This is a genomic window from Brevibacillus choshinensis (assembly GCF_016811915.1).
GTDB lineage: Bacteria > Bacillota > Bacilli > Brevibacillales > Brevibacillaceae > Brevibacillus > Brevibacillus choshinensis_A.
The window spans coordinates 6,030,254-6,056,086 of sequence record NZ_CP069127.1 but is presented as its reverse complement, the minus strand read 5'-3'; the positions used below and the strand labels follow the sequence as shown (position 1 = coordinate 6,056,086).

The following is a 25,833-nucleotide window of genomic DNA, read 5'->3' as shown; positions in this document are numbered from 1 at the left end:
GCTATTTGGCCCCCTGAATCTTGTGGTAATAGTGTCATAGACTTACTTTCTTTGCAATAGTTCGCAAATACTGTGCGTAGCGGAGGTTCTAAAGAATGATACGTTTCAGCGTGTTGTGTCGATACGTGGTTTGTACAGCACTGCTGCTGGTTTTTGTCCTGACAGGTACACCTATGAGTTTTGCACAAACCAGTGGAAGCAGCATGGATGCCGTGCTGGTCGTGGACGTCAGCAACTCCATGACCCAGAGCGATAAAAACAAGGTAAGCAACGAAGCGATGAAAATGTTCGTAGACATGACATCGACCCAGAAAAACAAAATAGGAATCATTTCCTACACCGATAAGATTGAACGCGAGAAAGCGCTGATCGAGGTGAATTCGGACCAGGACAAGAACGATATCAAATCGTTCATTGACAGCCTGCAAAAGGGGGCTTACACGGATATTTCCGTAGGGGTCACCGAAGCGGTCAAGATTCTCGATGCAGGTCATGATCCAGCCAACGCGCCGATCATCGTGCTCTTGGCTGACGGAAACAACTTTTTGAACGAAGCAGCGGGCGCCTCTCAGGCCCAGTCCGACAAACGCCTGCAGGAGGCGGTAAAAACGGCCAAAAGCAAAGGGTATCCGATTTACACAATTGGCCTCAATGCGGACGGACAGCTGAACCGTACGACTCTCCAGCAGATTGCCTCAGAGACGAGGGGGAAATTTTTCGAGACGAGTACGGCAGACAAGCTGCCTGCGATTTTGAGCGAGATCTTTGCCAATCATCTCAAGCTGAAGGTCGTGCCGATCAAAAGCTTCACTTCCAATGGACAGATTCAGGAAGTGCCGATCAACATTCCGAATGCGAACGTGCTGGAAGCCAACATCTCGATCATGTCGCAAAAGTCGGTAGAGGTGAAGCTGTTCGATCCGGCGGGCAAGGAAGCGGCAATCCCGTCCGATAAAGTCCGGCTCTCCCGTTCCAGTGCCTACACGATGCTCAAGCTGGTGGGGCCGCAGCAGGGGAATTGGTCACTCCAAGTAAAAGGGGTGCCCAAGGAAAAGATCGACATCAACATGATCTACAACTACGACCTGCAGCTATTGATGGAGCCGGTCAAGGCCCAGACCTTCAAAGCAGGTGATGTCGTTCCGGTCAAGGCGTCCCTGGTGAGCAACGGACAGAATGTAAACAGTCCGGAGCTGTACAAGCAGATGAAAGGGACTCTGATCGTAAGCGACAAGACCGACCAAAAAACAAGCGAAGTGCCTTTGACCAATACAGGCAGCAGGTTTGAGGGAAGCTTCCAGATTCCAGCTGACCATTCGTACGAATTGAGAATCAAAGCAGAGGATGCCAGCTTTTATCGGGAGACGCAGCCCCTCATCGTCGATGCCTCTTCGGCGGCGGGGGCTGGCACGACTGCGGGGCAGCAGCCAACTGCCGGGGCAGATGCCAGTGAAAAGCCGTTTCCGTGGCTGATGGTTGCCGGGGGCGCGGTGATTCTGCTGATCGTCGCTGCTGTGGTCCTGTACGTACTCTCGATCTGGAGAAAGGCAAACAAAGGTTTTGCGGGACAGGTGGCGATCGAGATTGTGGATGAGGATACAGGTGACAAATCCAATCCGCAGTATAAAAAGCTCAATTCCTTTAAAGGAAAAGTGAGGCTGCATCAATTGCTGCAGCTCGCACCTGAGTTTCAGGAGACCGATAAAGTCATCTTCCTGCCAGGTAAAAACGATACGCTGATCGTCGAGAACCGTTCGAGCTGCCGAATTGAAAAGGCAGGCCGCGTCCTCGATATGAGCCAAGGCAAGGAACTGAAGAAAAACGATCGCATCAAGATTTCGCTGAGCAGCGTCAATAAGTCCGTTTTTGTAGACTACATCGTCTAGGAGTGGATCCCATATGAAAGCAGTAGTGAGAGAACATATTCAGCAGTTGGATGTATCGCTTGGCGGAGGAATCGTCAGCGACAAGATTCGGGTAGACACCATCGACAATCCGATGCTCGTCATCGGCTTGGGTGGGACAGGCATCGACGCGCTTTTGCGCCTGAAATATCAAGTGAACCGACGCTTCAAGCTGCCGGTCGACCATCTTTCCAAGAAGCGCAAGGAAAAGCCGGACAACATCGAGTTCATCGCATTCGAGACCAACGAGCATGACCGCAACAAGAAGTACAAAGGCATCGGGCTCGACCCGGTAACCGAGTTCGTCCTGCTGTCCAATCCAGAGATCGGGGGCGTGCTGCAAAACCGCAGCATCCTGGAGCCGTATATTACCGAATGGCTGTCTCCAGAGCTGACGATCACGGACGGAATCAGTGGCGCATCCGGTGTGAGACAGGCAGGGCGCTTGCTCCTGTTTACGAAAATCACGCAGGTCGTGCAGACCATCGAGAAAAAAGTCAAAATGCTGTGCGAAGGTACCAGCAAGAAGCTGACGGTTTTCCTGTTGAGCGGGATTTCCGGTGGTACGGGCAGCGGCTGCTTCCTCGACATCGCCTATATCGTGCGCGGGATTCTGGAGCGCGACTTCGGCAGCGCCGGGGTGGACAAGGTCAATACGCTGGGCTATCTGTTCACGCCTGACGTGAATTTGTCCAACAAGAGCCTCAGCTCGCATACGCGGGACTACATCATGAAAAACGGCTACGCGGCACTGAAAGAGCTGGATTACTGGATGAACGCTGACGAGAGAGGCGAGCGCTTCCGCCAGCAGTACGGCAGCGTGCTAAACGTACAATCGCCTATGCCGCCGTTCAACCTGTGCCATTTGATCTCCGCGACCAATTTGGAAGGCAAAGCGCTGGAAAACGCCTACGACTACTGCATGAACGTGACGGCGGAGAACATCACGAACTTCATGGCCAGCGAAGAAAAGCGTTCCGGCGAGGAGTTTGCGATTCATGACTATATCAGCAACATCCGCACCAATATCAACCAGATGCCGAAAGCGTACGCGGCCAACTACCAGTACAACGTGATCGGTGCTTCGTCTGCGGTACTGCCGATCGAGGAAATGACCACCTATCTGGCTTATCGCCTGTTTAAAAAGATGGAGAAGATGTTCACCGTAGCGCCTACGCAGGAGGACGCGGAGAAATTCGCCCGCAAGCTCGGCATCGATATCGACTCGATCTCCCGCAAGTTCGAGGAGCGCGTGCCGGAGCCGTTGCCAGGCTATGAAAACAGCGAGCGAATGAACTACAGCAACGTCATCAGCCAGCAGGTCGTGAGCGTCGATCACGAGCTGGAGCAAGGCTATCTGGCAAAAGCGAGAGAGCAGTACATCAAGGCCAAGAAGCAGCTGCCGGGAGAGCTGATCGCAGTCTTTGGCGACATGATCAAGCGCGTATTCCTGCACCCGCAGCAAGGTCCTTTCTACGCATCCCGTCTGATCCAATCGGACAAAGGCTTCTGCCTGATGAAGATGATCCTGTCTTACGTAGAAAGCCTGAAGGCGAATCTGGAGAGCTTCCCGCGCGAGATCGAGGGAGCGCGCGAGACCGCCCATGAAAAGCTGGGCGATGCCCGCAGCGCTTTTATCTCCAAGGAGAAAAAGAAGAACATCTACATTGAAGCGAAGATAAACGAGTACCAGCTCTTGGCTGATCAAGAAAAGCTGGAGCAGATGATCGAGTTCTACGAAGAGCTGCATCGTCTCCTGAATGCGGAGAACAACCGGATCTACAGCGTCTTTACAGAGGTGCTGAATACGCTCAATCAAATCTTTGAAAAGAACGGCGACATCCTGATCAACGGTGGGGAAGAGAGCGATCGCACCGGCAACAAAACGTACTACTGGAACATCGTAAACGTGCCGGACATCGCCAAGGTCATTGGAAACATCCTGGAGCAAAAGGATGCCGACGACTTGATCCGCGATTTCACAAGTGAGCTTCTAGAGCGATCCGACCAATGGGTCAAAGAACAGGAGCTGGATATCGTCAGCTCAATCTCAGACTTCCTATCGGAGAAATTCGGTGAGCTGATCACCAAGTCTATGGAAGATTTCCTGGTGATCAAGTACGGCCAGGACGAGACGCTGGACCGAATCGTGGAGCGCAAGATTGCGAGCAAGCTGGATGACGAGGCGATCCCCGTCTTCCATCTGAGCAACCATCTCGGCAACATGCACTTCCCATCTTGGGGCTTCGTCTCGGTGCCATTGAAGGCGCCGGCGATCCTAAAGGGGATTAAAAACTATCAGGATACGGCGATCAGCGGTTCCCGCTTCACGGTCAAAGAAAGCGAAGTCAAAAACCGCATTTTCTGGCTGAATACCAAGAACGGCATTCCGCTGTTTGTCTACACGCCGCTGAAGGTGTACGAGGAAAGCTACGAGCGTACGATTCTGGAGCGTGAAGGGATCGGTCGACATCTCGTGCAGACAGAAAAGAACAACTGGGCGTACCTGCCGTCGCCAATCCCTGAGAAATCGTGGGGAGATACGTATGAAAACAATCGGATCAAGGCCTACAATGCAGGGATCCGTCGCCTATTCGATCGCGCACTGGCTTATGGGAGCATCCGCGAAAAAGGCAGCGACAGCAAGACCAGCAGCCGTTACGAATGCATCATTACCAAGCCCTTTAGCCTGACATCGTACCTGGAGGAGAACCAGCTTCCTAAAGACAGCGGGAAGCTCAGCCCGGGAGAGATCAAGCGCCTCCTGGCTGAACTGAAAGGCTTCATGAAGGATGGGCTGGAGGGTGAATTCACTCGCGATATTTTCGGCAGCACCAACGAAGACATGGCCAAGGAAAATCTCATTCGCTATCCTGAGCTGATCCGTCTGATGCAAGAGGAAGTGCGCAAGTACGAAGAAATCGAGCAAAAGATATCCGAACTGGAGCAAATGGTCAGTGCGATTCAAGGGGAAGAAGAGCTCGTGACACGCTTCATCGAGGCGCTGTACACCGGAACGCTTTGCAAAAAAGGCGCTCTCTACGTCTACGACAAGGATGAAGAGGAAGAGGCGTGGGACCCGTTTGTGAATCTGATGAAGGTAAACAGGCATGTGGAATATGCCCTCTTTGAGCAATTCCGCACTCTCGACGCCAAAAAGATGGCGATACTGAATCGCAAGGCAACCAAACGGAGCGATGCCATGACCCTGGCAGAGGATACGACCAAGCTGGTTCAGAGCCTCGATGAGATCGCTGCTGCATTCCAGGGAACCAAAAACGATCTGGAATACGATCGCGACGATTTCGTCAATGGCGAGGAGCTGTACCGTTTTTACAAAAAAGTGTGGGCGAAAGTAAACGATATGCGCAAGACGCTGCAATAAAAGAGAATCACCGATTGGCGGGAGGAAGCATGAAGGATTTGATGGAGCAATTCGCAGCTGGGTACACAGCGGATTTGGAAGGACAACTGGATCGCGGACACGGACAGCGAAGTATTCAAAATCCCGTGCTGTTTCTCTTTATCGGGGACAAAAGTATGGAAGCTCTGCAGTCTGTCTGCCGGATCAATGACCAGAAGTGGCACAACAGTCAGGGAGTTCTCTACGTCCATGCGCACCACGAAGAGACGTGGGAGCACCCGCAGGTTTTTGGCTGCAAGCTGCCAAAGCCGGATTCGGAAAACCGGACGATGCGCAGGGACATGCACGAGCGGTTCATGCAGGATGAATCGCTCATCATGGACATCAACAAGCTCATGAAGCAGGTCAGCATCCGGATCGCCGAAATGGGCAAGCATTTTGCTTCCTTTCAACAAGTGAATGTCGCAGTGGTGACTCGCTCTGACGATCCGGCCAACATCCTGCTGCCAGATTTGACCCTGCTGCTCAAAAGCTATTTGCAGGAGATGTTCAAAAACGTCTCGACGGATCTCTATGTGCTTTTGCAGGAGAAAAGCGGCGGCGACAGTTTTGGCTTTTCCTCGGCACTCGGGGTTCAGTTTTTGGAAGAGGTCGCTCAATTCCAGCGCAGTGACTATCGCTACCAAGCCAATCTGATGGTGACAGGGGACGGAATCAAGCTGCCTGTTCTGCATACGCAAGCTTCACTGTTTTCCATCGCCTACCTGCTCAGTGACAAGACTGAGCAGGGTCTGTTTTTGGATGGCGGACTGGCTGAAAATGACGAGCTGATCAGCAATTTGGTCCTGCTGAACAACAAAGAAGCGGAGACGGCATTTAGCGAGAGCAGCGAAGGCTACAACAAGCTGCAGTTTATTCGCAGCATCACGGTAGATGACGGGCGAGCCAGCTTTGCCACTGCCGGACTATCCAGGGTAAAGCGTCCTACCCGTGCGATAGCGCTGACGACGCTCGCTGCCGTATTTGATCGTTACTGGGGGCGGCTGCAGGAAGGAGACAGTCTTCCGAAAACGAAAGCGCGGGAAAAGCTGGGTCTGACGGCTCACGATTTGCAGCGGATGGTAAGCACGGTGCTTCCGGACGAAGATATTTTGATGGAAATGAACGGACTTATGACATCCGGTGTCAGCTACGGTGAGCTCGGCAGCATGAATCTCCGAGAAGCCGAGCTTGCGCTATTCGATGGAAACAGCCAGTCCTTTTTCGAGAGCCATTTCGTTCATCCCGCGAGAAGGCAAATGGACAGCCTTGTTGGAAAAACAGCGTTAGCTGACGTGATCCAGCGGGAGATCATTGAAGATGAGCGGTACGGGCTGTATGCGGCTTTCCAGCTTACCTCGGAGGTGTCCAGCGGCGCCAATCTTCTGGATGAGCTGCGCACGGGGATCAAAGAGACGCAAAGGCAGCTGGAGCAGGCAAAAGCGGAGCTGGATGACATTTATTACGAACGGGTCGAACAGCAAGAACTGCGGGTAGGCGGATTTTTTACGAGAGACAAAGAGCGTGTCAGGACCTTTGTCCGTCATTTGTTCGCCAAGGTGTACAACAAAAAGGCAGAGATTCTGGAGTGGGAGCTGACGCTGCAGCTGCTGCTGGATTATGAGCAGCAGGCGAAGCAGCTTCATAAGCGCATTGGGGAACAAGTGGAACAGCTGGAAGGGCTGCAAAAAGAGCTGAGGGCCATCGCGCAAAAGAGCGTCAAGGAGGCAGCCGACTACTTGGGTAAAAACATGGACGAGTACTATGAATCCGTCGTCACAGAGACGATCCGTTCGCAGGAAGCGCAACGCGGCAGCGGCTTTTATCTGGACGGCCGTTACATCGGCGATGGCTCGCTCCTGTTTCAGCACGGCATTTCCGGGTTGCTCGAACGCCTCTGCGCCTTTTGCCGCACCGAGATATTGACTCGATCGCCTTTCTCCCTTTCCTTTGAGGCAGAGCTGCTGGCGAGGGCCAATGTCGGGGCGGCTTACGACAACAGGACGGTGCTGACCAAAGAAGACCTGTTCCAGGATCTTTCCCTTGTCCTCGAAGAACGGGCAGCGGTGCATGCGGAGGTCTTTCATTTTCTGCAAAAGCACCGATACGAAGAAAAATACTGGTTTGCTGATCTCAACAACGATTTCGTCCAGTATGTGCTTCGTGAAGCAGAAGGCACGCGCACCTATAAGCAGGGCTGCATTCATGAAGCTAGGAAGAGCGGCATTGAAAAAATGAATCTGATGGGTGGATTTGGCCTGGAAGACTTGATGTATTACCGGAACAACAAGAAGTACCATTCTTCCTACGTGGAAAGCGGATATGTCTTTCACCGCCAAGGAAAGGAGGAATTGTCATGAGTCAAAGAAAGCTCAGTCTGCTCATGATGGTATGCAGCCTGATTGGCGGCGTAATTGGTTTTGTGGTCGGAGAAGTGATCCTTTCCCGCCTTTCCACAGAGCTGCCGCAATGGCTGCTGATGGGTTTGTATTTTGGGCAGTACGCCCTGTTTGTGGGCCTGATGTGTCTGGTCGCGGAAATGATATCCCCCCGTCTGAACGGACACGGCTGGAAGCAGCGGTACGTGGGGGCATCGTGGAAGATGCTGGTGCCGAGCACGCTGGTGATGGTGGGTGTGGCGGCGATGCTTCTGCAGCTTCTCTACGGCTTTTCGTATCAGCGTTCGAGCGGCACCGATAACATCGTGATGCTGCTGGATACCTCTGACAGTATGAAGGTATCGGATCCGAGCAATCAATTGTTCCAAGCGGCATCTGATGTGGTTCGCAAGATGGACAGCGATATGCAAATTGCAGTCATAACGTTTAATGATCAAACCGAAGTCCTGCAGCCGCTCGTTCAGTTGAGCGATCAAAGCGTCAAGGACACCGTTATCGCAAAGCTGCAGAACCACCCGGGTCCAAGCGGTGGAACGCAAATCGATAAAGCGCTGCGAATGGCGCTCGAACAGCTGCAGGCTTCGCAGCAGCTGGGTCCGAACAGCACCGTAGTGCTCATGTCGGATGGGTACAGCAATGTAGATTTGCAAACTGCCTTGGCACCGTACAAGCAAGCAAACATGCACATTCACACCGTAGGCATGAGCCAGATCGATGCCGACGGAACCTACCTGATGAAGCGGATTTCCGAGGAGACGGGAGGCACCTATTTTAACGTGGATCACGCCGAAGAGCTGTCAGGCATCTTTGGACAAATCTACGAATTGAGCCGCCAAGACCGGAACCTGGTGACGGAACGGACTGGCGCGATAGCAGACAGCACGTTTTTTGCCATCATTCGAGTCCTCGGCATACTGATCATCGGAGGCTTGCTCGGATTGGCGCTGGGGCTGATTTTTGACAACCGTCACCTGGCCAAAAGCTTCACCATCGGCGGAGCGGCAGCAGGACTTCCCGCAGGTCTTCTGCTGGAGTCAGCCCTCACATCGTCTGAGTGGCTCGATACGACGATCAGGTTGGTCGCCTTGGCGCTGATGGCAGTTGTGATGACCTTGTTCACCGCGTTTGTCCCCGCTTCAGCGGACGGCGGCCAGACGTCATTCAAAAGCCGTTTGGGACAGGGAAAACGTTCACCGCAGCGGATGCTGGAGTCCGGCAGTCGCACCAGCAAGCGCTTTGATCTGTAGAGTAGGAGCATGATGAAAGATGATCAAGTGGGAAGACACAACAGCGCTCTTCATCAAGGATGTCGTCTGTCAGCTGCAAGGCGATGAGTACGTGATCAATTGGCATTGGGCAGAGGATGTCCCTTGCGTGTATGTCCACCGCTCAGGCTATGATGAACCATTCGACGTAAATCAGCTTGGCGGGGGACAGCTCAAACTGTATACCCGCGAGGAATACAAGGCCCATAAAGGTCTGCGGGAGAAAAATGAAGGCATTGGGAGATACACGTACCGCATTTTCCCTTGTCGATTGGAAAACGGCAAGCCTGTCATGCTCCTGCCAAGGGGAGAAGCGCACATCGTTCACGTCCGTACCGGGAAGGCAAAGATCTATTATTCGTTCAAGCGGGGTCGAAACTGGTTCAGTTCCTACCAGTCCTTGCAGATTCGCATATTTTCAGAGATTCCGATCCCAAAGGAAGCTTTGTGCTATGTCAAAAAAGAAGGCGCGATCCCTGCGAACAAGGATGACGGTACCCAGTACGCCTTTATTCGGGATATGCAGCCAGGCGTCAATCTGTTGCCGGAAATTGAGGTCAGGAAAAAAGATGAGATCCGCCTCTTCTTTACGGACGGAAAAAAATACGGGGAATTGTACGAACTGATTCCCGAATAGGAGGGGAGCGACATGCTGACCTTTTTGAAAAGCATGTTTGAGAAGAAACAGCCGCCAGTGGAGCGTCTTCCTTTTTACGATATTGTGTGCCCGTACTGCTTTGCCAAATATTCGCCTGACCAAGTCGTGTTTCGTGCCGCCCATCACCGCGAGGACGATGAGGATTACGCACTGCAGGAAGACGAGAATCTGAACCGATACCGGGACAAGTTTGGGCTGGATGCGATTGAGGAGCTGGAGGCCATTGTTGACCCACAGAGCATTCCGGAAGAAAGCCATCTGTATGTAGAAAACGTTCTCGTGGGTGTGACGGATCGGTACGGAGTCGTTACCAAACGCAGGCTGTGTCCCAAGTGCCACAATGAGCTGCCGATCACGGCGGGGAAAGCGCCGAGCAACATCATTTCCATTGTAGGGGCGTCGCAGGTGGGAAAATCTGTGTACATGACTTCGCTCATCCACACGCTGCAAAATACGACAGCCAATCGCTTCGAGGCGGCCTGCATGCCGCTCAATGCGCAAATCAGCCGGAAATTCCGCGAGAATTACGAAGCGCCTCTGTTTGAGAGAGGCCAGCTTCTCGATTCGACGCAAAAGGAAAAGCGGCAGGAGCCGTTTATTTTCCAATTCATATTCAAAGACAGTGAAAAAGCGCCGCTCATCCTCGTCTTTTTCGACGTAGCAGGTGAGGGCATGGTCGATCGCGAGTACCTGGAGCTGTACGCAGCTCACGTGAAAAACTCGTCGGGCATCCTGTTTCTCGTCGATCCGCTGCAAATCAGGACCATCCGCGACAGAGTCATGCTGCGGGCAGGTGATGAGCCAGGGGAATTTACGGCTCGGTACGATGAGCCGCGAGAGGTCGTCATCACGCTGTTTGAGAACTTCATCGGCTACCAGGAGCACAGCAAGACAAATATTCCGACGGCGGTCGTCCTGACCAAGAGCGATATGCTGCATCTGATCAAGGAAGACGATGGCGAGTACATCAAGTCTAACAGTAATGTCTTCCGCAATTTCGTCCATGAAGAGTATTTGAACATGACGGAATTCGAGAACATCAACGGGGAGATCGGCCGCTTTATCGAGAAGGTGGATCGACCGTTCAAGGACGCACTGGAAGTCTACTTTACCAATACGGCCTATTTCGCTGTATCTGCGCTGGGAAGCAATCCGGTCAATCAAAAGGTGAGCGGAGTCGTGACACCGATCCGGGTCGATGAGCCGTTCATCTGGCTCCTGCATCAGCTGGATTACATCGAGGGGAGGGAGCGGTAGTGAACCGTAAGCCCATTTTGCAGCAATATTACACCCGCGGGCGACAAGGGATATTCCGTTCTAACGAAGGATACGATACGATTGCCAAATCAGCAGGTCTGGACAACTCATTCGTTAAAAAGACGCTCCACCCGTTTTGCGTCTACGATGCGCCTCGCTGCTTGCAGGAGCGAGGAGAGAGTGATCTGACGCTCTACCCGGAAGCGCTCGTTTCCTTTCGAGCTGAATCTGGAGAGCTTGTGATCGGGCGCAGCGTATTCGTCGGGGCCGATTTTACCGGTCAACGCAACACCTTCTTTAGCCATAACTACATCATCCCTGAAGAACGCCATGACGATTTCATGAAAGAGCCGGCCAAAATTTTCGGGATGCACGCGTTTGTCAGTGTCCACGACGAAACGTCAGGAAAAGAGCTGCCGGCGCTGAACGATCTTCCTTACCACGCCGGTGTATCCAAGGATCAGAAACAGTGGCTGCACCGCATCGGAATCGATGAACGGATATTCAAGCAACTGCTCTACGCCGTGATGTCGTCACTCTCGTCAAAACGCAAGGTCTATATCAGTCTGGATGGGGAAGTGGGAGCCGCAGCAGCGGATGCCCGTCGTTTGCTGGAGGTGTTGTATCGCTGCCTGCCTTATGAGATGCGCAGGCATTTTGGCTTTCTCACATACAGCAATGAGCCGCAGAGCAAGAAGCATATCCACGTCATGTTCGTGGTAAAGGGAAGCATCCGTCCAGGTACAGGCATCACGGAGAAGGACTATTTGTTCGATCTGGCCCATCAGCGCATTCATCAAGTCGATTGGCAGGAGGGCGCGCACGCCTATCTGGATTTTGCGTGGGAGCATCTGAACGAACCGCGGGCACTCGCATCCTTTCACGAGTTCTGTGAGGAGGTGCTGGCTGGCGCCGATTCAGGTCATCTGTTGAGGCTGGCTACTTATCATGAGCTTTGTGCCCTGTATTTGATGGAAAAAGGACGGCTCGGTACCTATGAGCAAAACCCCGCTGGCATGTGGCAGGTGCTTCAGCATTACCTCGGCCAGGACCGGCTGGAGAGCAAGACACGACTCCTGAATCTGCGCGATGCGCTTTTTCGCGAGGAAGCCGAGGCGCTGAAAAGCAAAAGGCTTCCGGACCGTGAGACCGTCAGCCACATGCTCAAAGCGTACAGCGCCATCCCAAAAGAACGCACTTCCACGGAGCTCATCGCGTTCATGATGAATGTCTTGCTACAAGGAAAGACAGCACGGAAACATGACTACGTGGCGGATATCTACCAGCAACTGTCCGGCTGCAGAGAGCTGTTTGGCTTTTTGATGCGCTCCGTTTTGGGCTACAAAGAGGTCGTAAAGCCGTTATTTGAGGACTATCTCGCACAACGTCTGGCGTCCTTCTCGCAAATCGATCAGGTCCTGCAAGAAATCGAGTTCTGGGCCGAAACGGCTCCGACAGCCTTGCGAAATCCGTATTTTATGACAGCTGTTCGGGAAAAAGTGATCAGTCTGTTTGGGCGGGACCAGCAAAAGCTGCAAACCGCTCTCACCATTCATGATTTCTTGGAGAGACAGGATCAGATGGGCGGGTTTGCTGACGAATTGCTCGATGAGCTGGACAAGTCCCTCCTAAAGCTGATTGCGCTGGACAGCTTGTCCTGGGATGATTTCGGCAAGATCATGACCCTTTTGGAAGAAAAGCCGCAGACCTTCTTCGGAGAGCTGGATCTGGAAAGCCGCCAAAAGCTGGAGCATATCAGTCAATTATCCTCGCTTGCAGGCAATCGGGAAGCTCCGCTGCCAGAGGTGTTCTTTCGTAAATGGGATGGAAAAGAAATGGCTCTCTTGCAGCAGCTGATCGCCAATCTGTTAAAGAGGCCGCTCATGCCGGAAAGCTATCCGCTGGTAGCGCTCGTCTACTATCAGACTGATCTGCAAGGGCAGGATTCCTTTGCCTATTCCGATATGTTGAGGTTCGTTTTTGACAACGGCGGGGAAGAAGTGCTGTTTTCGTTTATTCAGTGGAGCATGACAGAGCGGATGTTTTTCACAGGCAAATCCATCTCTCCCGGCTATCGTCAGGCTATCAAAAGGATTTTGCTTGAAAACAGGGGTAGAAGATTGCGCGAGAAGGAATGGAAAAAGCGGTGGCATTCCGTGCGCCATGCAGATTTCCGCAAGCTGCTGGAGGAAGTGCGCAGCGAAACGGCAAATCCGCTGATGAAGCTGTTCCAACGCAAATCGACAGCGCTGTTCAGCGTAATCGTGTTACTTGCGTCAGGGGCAGCAGCGAGCTTTTTGTTGTTCATGCCCGATGCAGTCCCGGCGACACCAGACGCGCCCGTTACACCGCCAGGGGGGCAGACAGCCGAACAGCCGCGTGTGACAGAGGAGGTAGAGTTTGTTCCTGTCTATCAGCTCATGATGGAACCGCAAATTCGTCCCGTGAGTCGAACCCATGAATTCTAGTGAACCGTCCGACCTTACTCTGGAATAAAAACGTATAGGATAAAGGCCGCGACTTGCCCAAAGCGAGGTCGGAGTGTTCGTGGATGAGGGACTCGTCCATCATCGTGATAAGCATCCTGTTGCGCTCAGCTATCAGGGTGCTTTTTCGTTAGCTCGAAATGCGTTGATTTTCTGGGGAAGGAATGTAATACTTTTCCAGTGTCTTTGCTGCACCTGTCCAGGCGGAGAGCTTGGCCAGCATGCCAAAGATCGCTTTTTGCAGGGAGAGCGGAAGGTAAGGGACATAGAATGCTCCCATTTCAAACAGCGTGCCCAACAGCAAAATGTTTTTCGGGAGGTATTGCTTCAGAAAGGGCATGTAAAAGCTTCTCCCATCCGTGTCAAGTCCGTAGCCGCAGCGAACAAAGGCTTCGAATTGAGCGGCTGGCCTGATTTCTACGTTGAAGCTGACCATTTCGTTGGTGTTGTTTTGAAAGAAGTGATGCTTGTCCAACGGAGCGACGGCTTTGTCGCCCTTTTGCAGGGTGATCTTTTTTCCATCAACAGTGAGATCTAATTTCCCGCTAACACCTTCAAAGGTTTCCACAAGTTCGGTATGATAGTGTAAGAAGATTCCAATATTGGGTGGCAGGTCTGTACGAAACAGCAGGTACTCCCCATTTGTTTCTTCGGTGGTTTTTATGAAGGTGACACTTTCCCCGTTATGGGGATTTCCAACGGTGCGACTCAAATTTGCCATAGCTATCCTCCCAATAGTTATTTCGATAAATGGTGTTTTATGTCAGAATATAGTTTAAATATAGATGATTCGAAAGCCATGAACAATAGATAAGACCAAAGGCCTATTAAAATGGAGTGAAAAGAATGAGCGGCAAGTTATTGGTGCCTGGGTACAGGATTACGGAATTCGTCTCAAACCACGTAAATATGGGCGTCTACCGCGCATTCCGGATCGTAGACAATCTGCCTGTAATCATCAAGACGCAGCAAAAGGGAATCCCGAGAAACGATTCGATATGGAAGCTGAAGCATGAATATCGGATCCTGGACTCCATACGGTCAGATGCTGTCGAGGCAGTCGTAGAGCTGGTTCACAATGATCGGGAGACATTGCTGATTACGGAAGACCACGGTGGTTTGCCGCTCTCCGTTCTGATGAATACCCGAGAATTGTCGATCCGAGAGATTCTCACGATCGCGCTGAATCTTGCTCGGGCGATGAAGCTCATCCACCAGAGCCGCGTTGTACATAAAGACATCAATCCTGCCAATATCACAGTCCACCCAGAGACCTATGGCGTTAAGCTCACTAACTTTGGTTTGTCTACACGACTGTACCGAGAGTACCAAAGCGCGATGAACCCGAAAGAATGGCAAGGGAATTTACGCTACGTTTCTCCCGAACAAACAGGGAGAATGAACCGGACCGTCGATTATCGCTCTGACTTCTATTCGTTTGGGATCAGCTTGTACGAGATGCTGACAGGCAGGCCTCCTTTCCTCTCGAACGATGCGCTGGAGCTCGTTCATGCCCACATGGCTCGAAAGCCTGTACCACCGAGCCAGAGTCATCCTGCGATACCGGATGTTGTATCGGATCTGGTGCTGAAGTGCTTGTCCAAAAACGTAGAGGACCGCTATCTGAGCAGCTCGGGGCTGATCGCCGATCTGGAGAAATGCCTGGAGCTGCTGCGGGAGGATGGATCCATCCAGACGTTTCCTCTGGGCGAGCAGGATCGAACGAATCAATTGCATATTTCAGAAAAGCTGTATGGGCGGGAACCGGAATTAGAGCTGTTGACCGAAGCGTTCGAGCAAATAAGCAACGGTGCGACCAGGCTGATCATGCTCAGCGGAAATGCGGGAGTAGGCAAAACGGCCCTTGTACGAGAGGCTCAGAAAGCGTTTCTGCAGGGAAAGGGTCGCTTTGTTTCAGGGAAGTTTGATCAATACAAACAGAGCGTGCCCTATTCGGCAATTCTGCTCGCCTTTCAGGATTTGATCCGGCAAATTCTCGCGGGGAATGAGCGAGAGCTGCACATGTGGAGCGAAACGATCCTGGAAGCGCTGCAGGGTATGGGCCAGGTGATTGTCGATGTGATACCGCAATTGGAAATGATCATCGGCAAACAGCCGGCTGTGCCCGAGCTGCCGGCGACGGAGGCCAAAAATCGCTTTCAAATGGTGATGCAGCGGTTTGTCAGGATCTGGGCAAAACCGGAGCATCCGCTGGTACTGTTTTTAGATGATCTGCAATGGGCAGACCCGTCTTCGCTGTTTTTGATTCAGGAAATGATCAGCGACCTGCAGGTGAGCCACTTCCTGCTGTTGTGTGCGCACCGGGAGCAGGAGGGCAGCCTGATGAATCCGATGATGAGCGCGCTGATTGAGCTGGGAAGCCAAAATCGAATCCTGCGGCAAATCTCCCTGCATCCGCTGGAGGTCCGTGAGATTACTCAATTACTGGCGGATTCCATTCAAGCTGACCCGCAGTCAACTCTGCCTCTGGCGCGCGTCGTGCATCAGAAAACAGCAGGCAATCCGTTTTTTACGCGCCAGTTTTTGAAATCCTTGTACGACAAGGGTCTGATGAAGTATGCAGCTGATGAAGGCGAATGGACGTGGCATCTGGAGGAAATCGAGAAGCTGGAGACGGCTGACAATGTTGCTGATTTTCTGGTTGAACGCATGAGGCTGCTGCCGATGCTGACCCAAAAGCTGTTGGCCTATGCCGCCTGTTTGGGAAATCACTTTTATTTGCATATGGTCGCCAAAGCGAGGAATCAAAAAGAATCGGAGACCATCCGGCACATATGGCCGGCAGTGGAAGAGGGATTGCTTTATCCGCTAGATGGCGACAGCTATTTGGCGTATGCCGCGCTGGAGGAAGAGGATGCGGCGGTGCATATGAAAATCCACTTCACGTTCCTTCATGACCGCATTCAGCAAGCAGCGTATTCCCTGCTGTCTGAGGTCGAACGAAAGATGGTTCACCTGAAGCTGGGGCGCATGATGCGGGAGCTGTCGCATTCCTACGAGTCAGATCTGCTTTTTGAGATATGCAACCATTTGTACCAGGGCTCGGAATTAATGGATGACCAGACGGAAAGATTGCACGCGGCGCATTGTCATTTGCTCGCAGGTCAGCGGGCGAAGCTGTCGACGGCTTTTGATGCGGCTCTGCGGTTTTTCCGCCAGGGGACAGAAGTCCTTCGGGAAGAGGGCTGGGAGCAAAATCGCCAGCTGGCCGTCGAGCTCTATACGATGAGGGCGGAAGCGGAGTACTTGTGCAACAACTTTGATGCGGCAGAATCGTTGTTTGCTCTCGTCAAGCAATACGCCCAGACCAATGCCGAACAAGTGCGGATCCTGGAGATTCAGGTGCATATGTACACCTCTCTGGCGAAGTTCCAGCTCGTGGTGGAGATTGCAAATCAAGCCCTGCAGCTGCTTGGCGTCTCGATTCCGAAGAAACCGGGGAAGCTGGACATCATCAAGGAAATGTGGCAAATCAAACGCAAGCTTAAGGGACGAAAAGCGGATGAGCTGCTCTACATGCCGAATATCCCAGAAGAAAACTACAGAATGGCCATGAACATCATCAGCTACGCCGGTCCTTCTTCGTACTTTGTCGATATGAACTGGTTTGCGCTGACCATACTCCGCGTCCTACACCTGTCGCTCGTGCATGGCAATGATGTGGCTTCTGCCAACGGGTATACCGGGTACGGGATTGTTCAGGCAACCCAGTTTGGAAAGTATCAGGAAGGCTATGATTACGGACTTTTGGCGTGCAGTGTGGCAGACAGCTTTCACGACCCGATCGCGATGACCAAAGCGTATGGGGCTTTTGCGATCATGATTAACCACTGGCGCGACCATGCCAAGACCAACATTCCGCTGTTGAAGAAAGCGATTCAGCATGGACTGGAGAGCGGAGGAAATATCTACGTTGCCTACAACGCTCACGGGCTGCTGGAAGCGATGGTGTACTGCGGCTCTCCGATCGATGAATTGCTCCAGCAGATCGATCTTTATGCGGATTTGATCCGTCAGCTCAAGGTGGTCGACCATGATGATCGGCTGCTGTTGCTGAGGCAAGCTTTACACTGTTTTACGATAAGTAAGGACGGCGATCCAACCGTTTTTTGTGACGGGGACTTTGACGAAGCCGCTTACGTGCAGGCGCTGCAGACTGATGGCACCAACTACAAGAAATACATGTATCACTACTACAAATCGATGGTGCACCTGCATTTTGGGAACTACCGAGAAGCAGCAGAAATGACCACGGAAGCCGAGCGGTGGATGGAGACTGTCAGCGGGCAAATACTGGTCAGCGAGCACGTTTTTATCCAGACACTCGCCCTGACGGGACTTTACCCGCGGGCGAACTGGGCCGACCGGCAGAAATATGCGAGAAAAATCAAAGCCAACCTGAGAAGGATGAAAAAGTGGGCCGCAAACTGTGCGGAAAACTTCGATCATAAATACTTGTTAATGAGAGCGGAGTGGATGCTTGTATCGGGTAAGGCCCAAGCTGCTACCCCTTACTACGAGCAATCGATTCAGTCTGCCAAGAAATATGGGTTCTTGCAAAACGAAGCGCTGGCCTATGAGCTGGCTGCCAAGCACTATTTGAGTCTGGGCATGGAAACCGTCGGGGAAATTTACCTGTCAGAGGCTCATTTCGGGTATTTGCAGTGGGGAGCGGTCGCAAAGGCACAGGCTCTCGAAGCGCAGCACCACCTTTCTATCGAAAGGTTGGGAAGAAGCAATCAGACTGGATCCGATATAACCGTAACGGGACATACGCCAGATATGGTCGATCTCATGACGGTCATCAAGTCATCCCAGATGATCGCAAGCGAAATCAAACTGGACAAGCTGCTGGCTACGATGCTGCGAACAGTCATGAGCAATGCCGGGGCACAGCGTGGGTTTATCATTCTGAAAAACGAGAGTGAATGGTTCATCGAAGCGGCGGGCTCTATTGATGAAGATATTGAAATTCTGCAGTCTATTCCGTACGAGCAGGGAGGTCTGCTCTCTGTTGCGACCGTAAACTACGTGATGCGTACGGAAGAGATGCTGGTCCTGCATGAAGCCTATGTCGAAGCGATCTTTTTCAAGGATCCGTACATTACAAAAAACATGCCGAAGTCGATTTTATGCGCTCCGCTGTGGCAGCAAGGCAAGATGGTAGGCGTCGTGTACCTGGAGAATAACGAGTCCACGCATGTATTCAACGAAGGCAGAACGGAGCTGCTGCGCCTGCTGTTTTCCCAGATTGCGACCTTCATCGAAAATGCTCGGCTGTACCACCAGATGGAGCAATGGAATCAATCTTTGGAGCGAATCGTAGCGGAGCGAACAGAAGAGATTGAGAACCTCCTTCGCGCCAATAAAAACCTGCTGAACAATGCAGGCCAGGGCTTCTTATCGATCTGCAAAGGCTTGCTCATCCATTCCGAGTACAGCCAGGAATGCGTTCGGATATTTGGCAAAGAGCTGGCGGGGTTGTCCGTAGCAGAGCTGCTGTATCCGGACAGCAAAGAGGATCAGGCATTCATTGAATCGCTGCTTGGCAAGTACTTCGGGCTGGAAAACGGAGCGCAAAGGGAACTGTACCTTAGCTTGTTCCCAACGGAGATCGTGGTGAACGGTCTGCCATTGAAGGTAGAGTGCAAATCGATCGATGAGGGGCGCGGAGAATACTCAGGCGGATTGATGCTGATCCTCACTGACCTTAGCGAGCAGCGCGCACTGGAAAACAAGGTCGAGCAGGAATGGCAGGTTCTGAAAATGGTCGTGACCGTTGCGATCAGCCTGGACCTGTTTGAAACCGTGCTGCAGAGCTTCAATTCCTTTGTTACATTGGATTGGAAGGACATGTGGGCAGAGGGAGGCGAGCCGGCAGAAAAGCTCTACCAGCTGATTAGCCGTCTCCACCAGTTCAAAGGTGACTTTAGTCAATTCTATCTGATTCATACACCGGAGAAGCTCCATGAGCTGGAATCCACACTCGTCCAGCTGGCGAAAAACAAAGCCCACGCTCCCGAAGTGGTGAATGAGATCCAAAACGGGGTGGACTCGATTTGCTCGGCCATTCAGCGTGACTTGGATATTATGAGGCAGCAGCTGGGCAATGATTTTTTGGAAAAGAAGGAGCAGACGGTCTCCTTCTCCAAAGATCGATGGAATGCTTTTTCAGAGCATTTGTCCACGTATTTGCACAGGGAAGGCCAGGGCGAGCTGCTGCATGAATTTAAGCGTCTGCGCAATCGTCCGTTCGCAGAGCTTTTGTCCCGCTATGACGAATACGTGGCGAGAGTGTCAGCACGTCTGGACAAACGAATCTATCCGCTGCAAATCGAAGCAGAGGATGTATGGGTAGATCCAGAGCGATTCGGAAACTTCGCCAGCAGTCTGGTTCACGTATTCAGCAATGCGCTGGATCATGGAATTGAAGACGAAGCAGAGCGGATGGCACAACAAAAAGAACGCTGGGGAACCATCCGCTGTCAGATCAAGCAGGAGGGCCAGGTGATGCTCCTGACTATTTCCGATGATGGCAAAGGCGTCGATCTGGAGAGTATCAAGGCCATTGGCAAGGAAAAGGGCTGGGAGTACGCGTGGAGCGAGCAGGAATGGCTCCATTCCCTGTTTAAGGAGAACGTAAGCACGAAGGAAGAATCGGTAAGTGAGCTCTCAGGCAGAGGAGTGGGACTCTCCATTGTCAAACGAGAGGTAGAACGGTTAGGCGGAACGGTCAAGATCAGTTCCCAGAAGGGGAAAGGCACACGCTTTCTCTTTCGAATCCCCCTGCAGGAGCAGGAGCACATGTTGCAGCGAGTATAAAGAAAATGCCCTTTCTGAATGTCAGATAAGGGCATTTTCAATGGCAACAAGCAGTTTTTCTTCGTTTATCGGTTTAATGATGTAATGAATGGCTCCGGCCTTCACCGCTTCAAAAACCAGGGGCCTCAACCCGTGTGTACTTACCATTATGATTTTCGCATCCGGAAAGCGGCTCATAATCTTTTTGACGGCTTCGATCCCATTCATATCTGGCATATTGATATCCATGGTGACCAGATCTGGCTGATAGGCGATATACTTTTGGAATGCTTCGGTTCCTCTGGTTGCTTCTGCGATTACCTGATGTCCGGCTCGTTCCAGTATTACCTTTAGATATTCTCGAACGACTACGGAGTCATCAGCAATAAGTATACGAGCCATAGTACCTCCTGGAGTGTGTATAGCCAAATAGTGGGATAAACCTCTCTTACAATAACATTGGCGGGAAAAACGCCGCAAGAGGATTGTCAGAAAAAACAAGCAGAGATAAATTTCGTGTAAAGATACGACACAAACTCTACAAACAGTTGGGCGAAGGGTGTAAAATGGCGCTACATATGCCAAATGAAAGGTGACATCATGGACGCCCAAACTGTACAGGTGCAAAGTAATGAGGAAGCGAAAGGAATCAGGCTGTTCTCGTTGACCTGGCCCATTTTTCTGGAGTTGTTTTTGTTTACGCTCATTGGAATTACGGACACCTTTATGCTCAGCGGCGTGTCCGATGACGCTGTATCCGCGGTCGGTGCAGCCAATCAATTTATTTTCATAGCCATTCTGGTTCTGGAGGTAATCGGTCACGGGGCATCCATCGTAGTAGCGCAGTACATCGGTTCGCGCAAGCTCGATGAGGCAGCCAAGATCGGTGCTATCGCCATTACCTTGAACCTCATGATCGGGATTTTGATCAGCATCGGTTTTCTGCTGTTTGGAAATGCTCTGCTCTCCACGATGAACCTGCAGGGTGAGATTCTCCGGCTGGCGCAGTCGTATACGGCCATTGTCGGGGGAGGATTGTTTATCCAGGCGATCATCAATACGCTGGCAAGCATGGTTCGCACGTATGGCTTTACCCGGGAAAGCATGCTGATATCACTCGGAATCAACATCGTCCACGTGCTAGGCAACTATTTGCTGATCTTTGGGAGCTGGGGCTTCCCTGAGCTTGGGGTAGAAGGGGCTGCTATTTCCACGGTCCTCAGCAGGGGGCTGGGCCTGATCGTGTTTTTCTGGACGTATTACCGCCTGATCGAATACAAGGTACAGCTCAAGGATTACTTCACGATTACTCGATCATACGTGGGTAAAATTTGCCGAGTGGGGATTCCTTCCGCATTTGAACAAATCACGTATAACGGTTGTCAGGCGATCTTTTTGTACTACGTCACATTTTTGGGAGCGGCCGCGCTGGCGTCCAGACAGTACGTTCTCAATCTCAGCATGTTCATCTACCTGTTCAGCCTGGCTATCGGAATGGGGACGGCGATCATTACCGGACGGTTGGTGGGAGCAGGGAGAAAGGAAGAGGCGTACCGGCGAGTCTGGGTGAGCCTGCGTTGGGGGTTTGTCTGTACCGTCATCATCAACATTCTCGTCATCGTATTCAGAGAGCCGATCATGGGGCTGTTCACCAGCGATCCGGAAATCCTGCGCATCAGCACGCAGGTCATCCTGTTGAGCATATTTCTGGAAACGGGACGCGTCTTCAACATTATTTTGATCAACTCATTGCGAGCCGCTGGCGATGCCAAATTTCCTGTCTATATGGGATTGATCTCGATGGTCGGGGTCAGTCTGCCGCTAGGTTATGTCTTGGCGTTCCATGCCAATATGGGGCTGGCAGGAGTGTGGCTGGCTGTTGCGACCGACGAATGGATTCGGGGTATTGTGATGTTCTTCCGTTGGCGCAGCCGGGTATGGGAACGCAAAAGTCTTGTCGACCATTCATAACGTCAGAATGAGAAAAAGGATCGGAAAATAGCCGATCCTTTTTTCATTGGCTGAATCTCATTGGTCGGATCCCTCTTCGAAATGTCCTTCCAGTTTTCGGCGTACTTTTTTGAGGAAAAAGCTGAGCCGGGTCATCTTGGCCGGATCTTGCAGCGATTCTCCATGCAGCCTGTTCAGCGATTCGACGAGCTGATTCAGGTCCTGCTGCAGTTCAGCTTCTCCAACTAGGATGTCGCGGGCGCTGTCATGGACCAAATCGCGCGGCTTTTCCACAGGGCGCTCCTGCAAGAACGAGCGACCGGCCTCTGTAATGGAATAAACCTTTTTGCCGTCGACTTCCGTGGCATGGACCATATCGCGATCTTCGAGCATTTGCAAGGTGGGGTAAATAGACCCTGGGCTTGGTGTGTACAAGCCACCTGACTTTTCCTCCAGTCCCTTCATCATCTGATACCCGTGCATGGGCGCTGCAGACAGAAGCTCCAGAAGGGCGTATTTCACATCCCCTCTGCCAAAGAAACGCTTGCCACGTCCGCCTCCGCGCCCACCGCCGCCTCCATGGCGATAGTAGTGGCGCTCGCCGCTTTCCCAGAATGGAGCCCCACTGAAATCAGCGGAAAACTCTTTTTTACGAGGTTTTTTTGCATCAAAATGTTTCCGCAATGAAAGTCCTCCTCATCAAATACGATATATCGCATTAAAATTAAGCGATATATCGTATTGTGTCAAGAGCGAATGGCCGCATGCGTCGAGAAAAAAGAATGTAGCCGACTAACAAAAAAATGCTTTCATACCCAATAAAGAAGTGCTAATATAGCAACAGAAGGTCTAATTGAGAATGAATCTCTTTATTGATGAGAATGAATCTCTTTATACAGATCAGAAAAAGCTCTGGATGGGGAAAAGTAGGGAAAGCGATGAAGAAGAGATATTTAGTAATAGCACTCATCCTGCTGTCGATAGCTTCCTTGTTTATCGGTGTGAAAGACATTTCCCCACTGGAACTGTTCGATCTCACGGAAGAGAAGACGCAGGTGATGTGGATCAGCAGAATCCCACGATTGATCAGTATCATCATCGCGGGTGTCAGCATGAGTATCATAGGTCTGATCATGCAGCAGCTGACGCGGAACAAGTTCGTATCGCCGACAACGGCAGGCACGGAAGACTCTGTCCGGTTCGGGATACTGGTTTCATTGATGGTGTTTACCGACGCCAGTCCGTGGCTAAAGCTGCTCGTGGCCTTCGTGTTTGCACTACTGGGAACATTCATCTTTATGAAGATTCTCGACAGGATCAAATTCAAAGACTCCATTTTCATTCCGCTGGTGGGCTTGATGTTTGGCAATATCGTCGGTTCGATTACGATGTTTTTTGCCTACAAATACGACCTCATCCGGAACATGACAGCTTGGCTGCACGGAGACTTTTCCTCGATCATGAAAGGGAGCTACGAGCTGCTCTACCTCAGCATCCCGCTCGTCATCATCGCATACCTGTTTGCCAACAAGTTCACGATCGCGGGAATGGGTGAGGAATTTGCCATCAATCTGGGGCTGAATTACAAACAAGTGGTCAACATCGGCCTCGTTATCGTGGCAATGGTATCTTCTCTCGTCATTCTCACGGTAGGCACGATTCCATTTCTGGGATTGATCATTCCGAATATCGTCACGATTTACCTGGGCGATAACCTGAAGAAGAACCTGTCTCATACGGCTTTGCTGGGGGCTGTGTTCGTTCTGTGCTGCGACATCTTGGGTCGCCTCATTATCTTCCCTTACGAAATTTCTATCGGCTTGATGGTCGGTGTTGTCGGCAGCGCGATATTCATTTTCTTACTCATGAGAAGAAAGGCGTATGACCGATGAAAGCGAAGATGATAGGCCTGACGATTGTTGCCCTTGTTCTGATAGCCGTATTCCTGATGATCGATGCGGGCGGAAACTGGGATTACGTTCTCCCCCGGAGGTTGAAAAAGATTTTGGCGATCGTATTGACTGGAAGCATCATCGCTTTTTCCACGCTGGTGTTCCAGACCATTACGAACAACCGAATCCTTACTCCCAGCATCATCGGATTGGATTCCCTGTATATGTTCATTCAGACGCTCGTGATTTTTGCGCTTGGATCGACAAGCCTGACACTCATGAGCAAAAATGTGAACTTCCTCATTTCCGTAGGTTTGATGATCCTGTTCGCAGGACTGCTTTATAAATGGCTGTTTAAAAGGGAAGGACAGAACATTTACTTCCTGCTGCTAATCGGTTTGATCTTCGGGACCCTGTTCAACAGTCTCTCAACCTTCTTGCAGCTGTTGATTGATCCCAATGAATTTTTGCGTGTGCAAGACAAGATGTTTGCGAGCTTCAACAACGTCAACACGGATCTGTTGATCATCAGCTTTGTGCTCGTCATTGCCGTAGGGATTTATTTCTGGAGGTACGTCAAATACCTCGACGTCTTGTCACTGGGAAGGGACCAGGCCATCAATCTGGGAGTGAATTACGATTTTGTCGTAAAGCGTTTCCTGATTATCATCGCCATTCTCGTCTCGATTGCTACCGCTCTGGTAGGTCCGATCACCTTCTTGGGTCTTTTGGTCGTCAACGTGGCACACCAATTCATGAAGACGTATCAGCACAAGCACCTGATCGTCGGCTCTGCGCTCATCAGCATCATAGCTCTGGTGGGAGGCCTGCTGATTGTCGAACGTGTCTTCACGTTCTCCACGACGCTGAGCGTCATCGTCAACTTCATTGGTGGAGTTTACTTCATCTATCTTCTGCTAAAGGAGAATAAGTCATGGTAGAAATCCGGAATGTCTCAAAGCAGTATGGCAGCAAAAATGTCGTGGAAAATGTGTCGCTTTGCATCGCCAAGGGAAAAATCACGTCATTTATCGGGCCAAACGGGGCTGGTAAAAGCACCCTGCTATCCATGATCAGCCGTCTTTTGACGAAGGATCAGGGGGAGATACTTTTGGAGGGAAAAGAGATCGGCCAGTGCAAAAGCAGTGATCTGGCCAAAAAGATTTCGATTCTCAAACAGTCGAACCACATCACCGTTCGTCTGACAATCCGTGAGCTGGTCAGCTTTGGCCGTTTTCCCTATTCGCAGGGGAACCTCACCAAAGAAGATTGGAAGCATGTAGACGAGGCGATCCGTTACATGGAGCTGGAAGACATTCAGCACAAGTACCTGGATCAGCTTAGCGGCGGACAAAGACAGCGTGCCTATATCGCAATGGTTGTCGCCCAAAATACCGAGTACATACTCCTCGATGAGCCTCTGAACAATCTGGACATGAAGCATTCCGTTCAGATCATGAAAGTTCTGAGACGTTTGGTAGATGAAATGGGGAAAACCGTGGTTATTGTGATTCACGATATTAACTTTGCGTCCGTCTACTCGGATTACATCGTCGCTCTCAAGGACGGCAAGGTCGTCAGAGAAGGAGCCACGAACGAAATCATCAGTGCGAAGACCTTGAAAGAGGTCTATGACATGGATATCCAAATCGAGGATATCGATGAAAACAAAATCTGCGTGTACTATGCCTGATTTTGTTTTTTCTTTTACTTGAGAATGAGAATCTTTTTCTCTCGTTAAAATTATTGTGATGGTCCATCCATCGGTAATTTTAGATAAAACCCAAATTTACGTAG

15 protein-coding genes are annotated in these 25,833 nt (G+C 51.4%); 12 read left to right on the top strand and 3 right to left on the bottom strand.

Annotated features, from left to right (window positions below):
• The first annotated feature begins 95 nt into the window (after positions 1-95).
• Genes JNE38_RS29960 through JNE38_RS29930 form a run of 7 tightly spaced genes read left to right on the top strand, consistent with a single transcriptional unit; the run spans position 96 to position 13,354 of the window.
• Positions 96-1,886: a vWA domain-containing protein gene (locus tag JNE38_RS29960; protein WP_203354654.1), complete on the top strand. Its 1,791-nt coding sequence runs from the start codon at positions 96-98 to the stop codon at positions 1,884-1,886.
• A 13-nt stretch (positions 1,887-1,899) separates the two neighbouring features.
• Entirely contained in the window at positions 1,900-5,289 is a 3,390-nt protein-coding gene (locus JNE38_RS29955; RefSeq protein WP_203354653.1) for a tubulin-like doman-containing protein, read from the top strand.
• A 29-nt stretch (positions 5,290-5,318) separates the two neighbouring features.
• Positions 5,319-7,667 (top strand): hypothetical protein, encoded by a 2,349-nt coding sequence (locus tag JNE38_RS29950; protein ID WP_203354652.1) that lies wholly within the window; start codon positions 5,319-5,321, stop codon positions 7,665-7,667.
• The gene (locus JNE38_RS29945; RefSeq protein ID WP_203354651.1) at positions 7,664-8,953 is read left to right on the top strand and encodes a vWA domain-containing protein; all 1,290 of its coding nucleotides are present in this window, start codon (positions 7,664-7,666) and stop codon (positions 8,951-8,953) included. Before JNE38_RS29950 ends, JNE38_RS29945 begins: the two co-directional genes overlap by 4 nt.
• Positions 8,954-8,972: 19 nt before the next feature.
• On the top strand, positions 8,973-9,608 hold the full coding sequence (locus tag JNE38_RS29940; protein WP_203354650.1) for a beta-mannanase: 636 nt from the start codon (positions 8,973-8,975) through the stop codon (positions 9,606-9,608).
• A 12-nt stretch (positions 9,609-9,620) separates the two neighbouring features.
• Positions 9,621-10,886, top strand: a complete 1,266-nt coding sequence (locus JNE38_RS29935) for a TRAFAC clade GTPase domain-containing protein (RefSeq protein ID WP_203354649.1) — start codon at positions 9,621-9,623, stop codon at positions 10,884-10,886.
• Positions 10,886-13,354 (top strand): GAP1-N2 domain-containing protein, encoded by a 2,469-nt coding sequence (locus JNE38_RS29930; protein WP_203354648.1) that lies wholly within the window; start codon positions 10,886-10,888, stop codon positions 13,352-13,354. The genes JNE38_RS29935 and JNE38_RS29930 overlap by 1 nt, the downstream gene beginning before the upstream one ends.
• Positions 13,355-13,502: 148 nt before the next feature.
• On the opposite strand, the gene JNE38_RS29925 is transcribed toward JNE38_RS29930, so the two are convergent.
• Positions 13,503-14,093, bottom strand: a complete 591-nt coding sequence (locus JNE38_RS29925) for a cupin domain-containing protein (RefSeq protein WP_203354647.1) — start codon at positions 14,091-14,093, stop codon at positions 13,503-13,505.
• A 125-nt stretch (positions 14,094-14,218) separates the two neighbouring features.
• Between JNE38_RS29925 and JNE38_RS29920 the strand changes: the two genes are divergently transcribed.
• Complete coding sequence (locus JNE38_RS29920) at positions 14,219-20,215, top strand: AAA family ATPase (RefSeq protein ID WP_203354646.1); 5,997 nt, start codon at positions 14,219-14,221, stop codon at positions 20,213-20,215.
• 21 nt (positions 20,216-20,236) lie between these two features.
• Here JNE38_RS29920 and JNE38_RS29915 read toward each other — a convergent pair whose 3' ends face one another.
• Positions 20,237-20,596, bottom strand: coding sequence for a response regulator (locus JNE38_RS29915; RefSeq protein WP_203354645.1), 360 nt, complete (start codon positions 20,594-20,596; stop codon positions 20,237-20,239).
• Positions 20,597-20,794: 198 nt separating this feature from the next.
• On the opposite strand from JNE38_RS29915, the gene JNE38_RS29910 reads away from it, so the two are divergent.
• Entirely contained in the window at positions 20,795-22,165 is a 1,371-nt protein-coding gene (locus JNE38_RS29910; RefSeq protein WP_203354644.1) for an MATE family efflux transporter, read from the top strand.
• A 57-nt stretch (positions 22,166-22,222) separates the two neighbouring features.
• Here the strand turns inward: JNE38_RS29910 and JNE38_RS29905 are convergent, their stop codons facing one another.
• Entirely contained in the window at positions 22,223-22,828 is a 606-nt protein-coding gene (locus JNE38_RS29905) for a PadR family transcriptional regulator (RefSeq protein ID WP_203354643.1), read from the bottom strand.
• A gap of 254 nt (positions 22,829-23,082) precedes the next feature.
• Between JNE38_RS29905 and JNE38_RS29900 the strand changes: the two genes are divergently transcribed.
• From JNE38_RS29900 to JNE38_RS29890, 3 genes are read left to right on the top strand one after another with little or no spacing between them, the layout of a single operon-like run.
• The gene (locus tag JNE38_RS29900; protein ID WP_203354642.1) at positions 23,083-24,036 is read left to right on the top strand and encodes an ABC transporter permease; all 954 of its coding nucleotides are present in this window, start codon (positions 23,083-23,085) and stop codon (positions 24,034-24,036) included.
• Complete coding sequence (locus JNE38_RS29895; protein WP_203354641.1) at positions 24,033-24,977, top strand: iron chelate uptake ABC transporter family permease subunit; 945 nt, start codon at positions 24,033-24,035, stop codon at positions 24,975-24,977. The genes JNE38_RS29900 and JNE38_RS29895 overlap by 4 nt, the downstream gene beginning before the upstream one ends.
• Complete coding sequence (locus tag JNE38_RS29890; protein WP_203354640.1) at positions 24,971-25,729, top strand: iron ABC transporter ATP-binding protein; 759 nt, start codon at positions 24,971-24,973, stop codon at positions 25,727-25,729. Before JNE38_RS29895 ends, JNE38_RS29890 begins: the two co-directional genes overlap by 7 nt.
• The last annotated feature ends 104 nt before the right edge of the window (positions 25,730-25,833 follow it).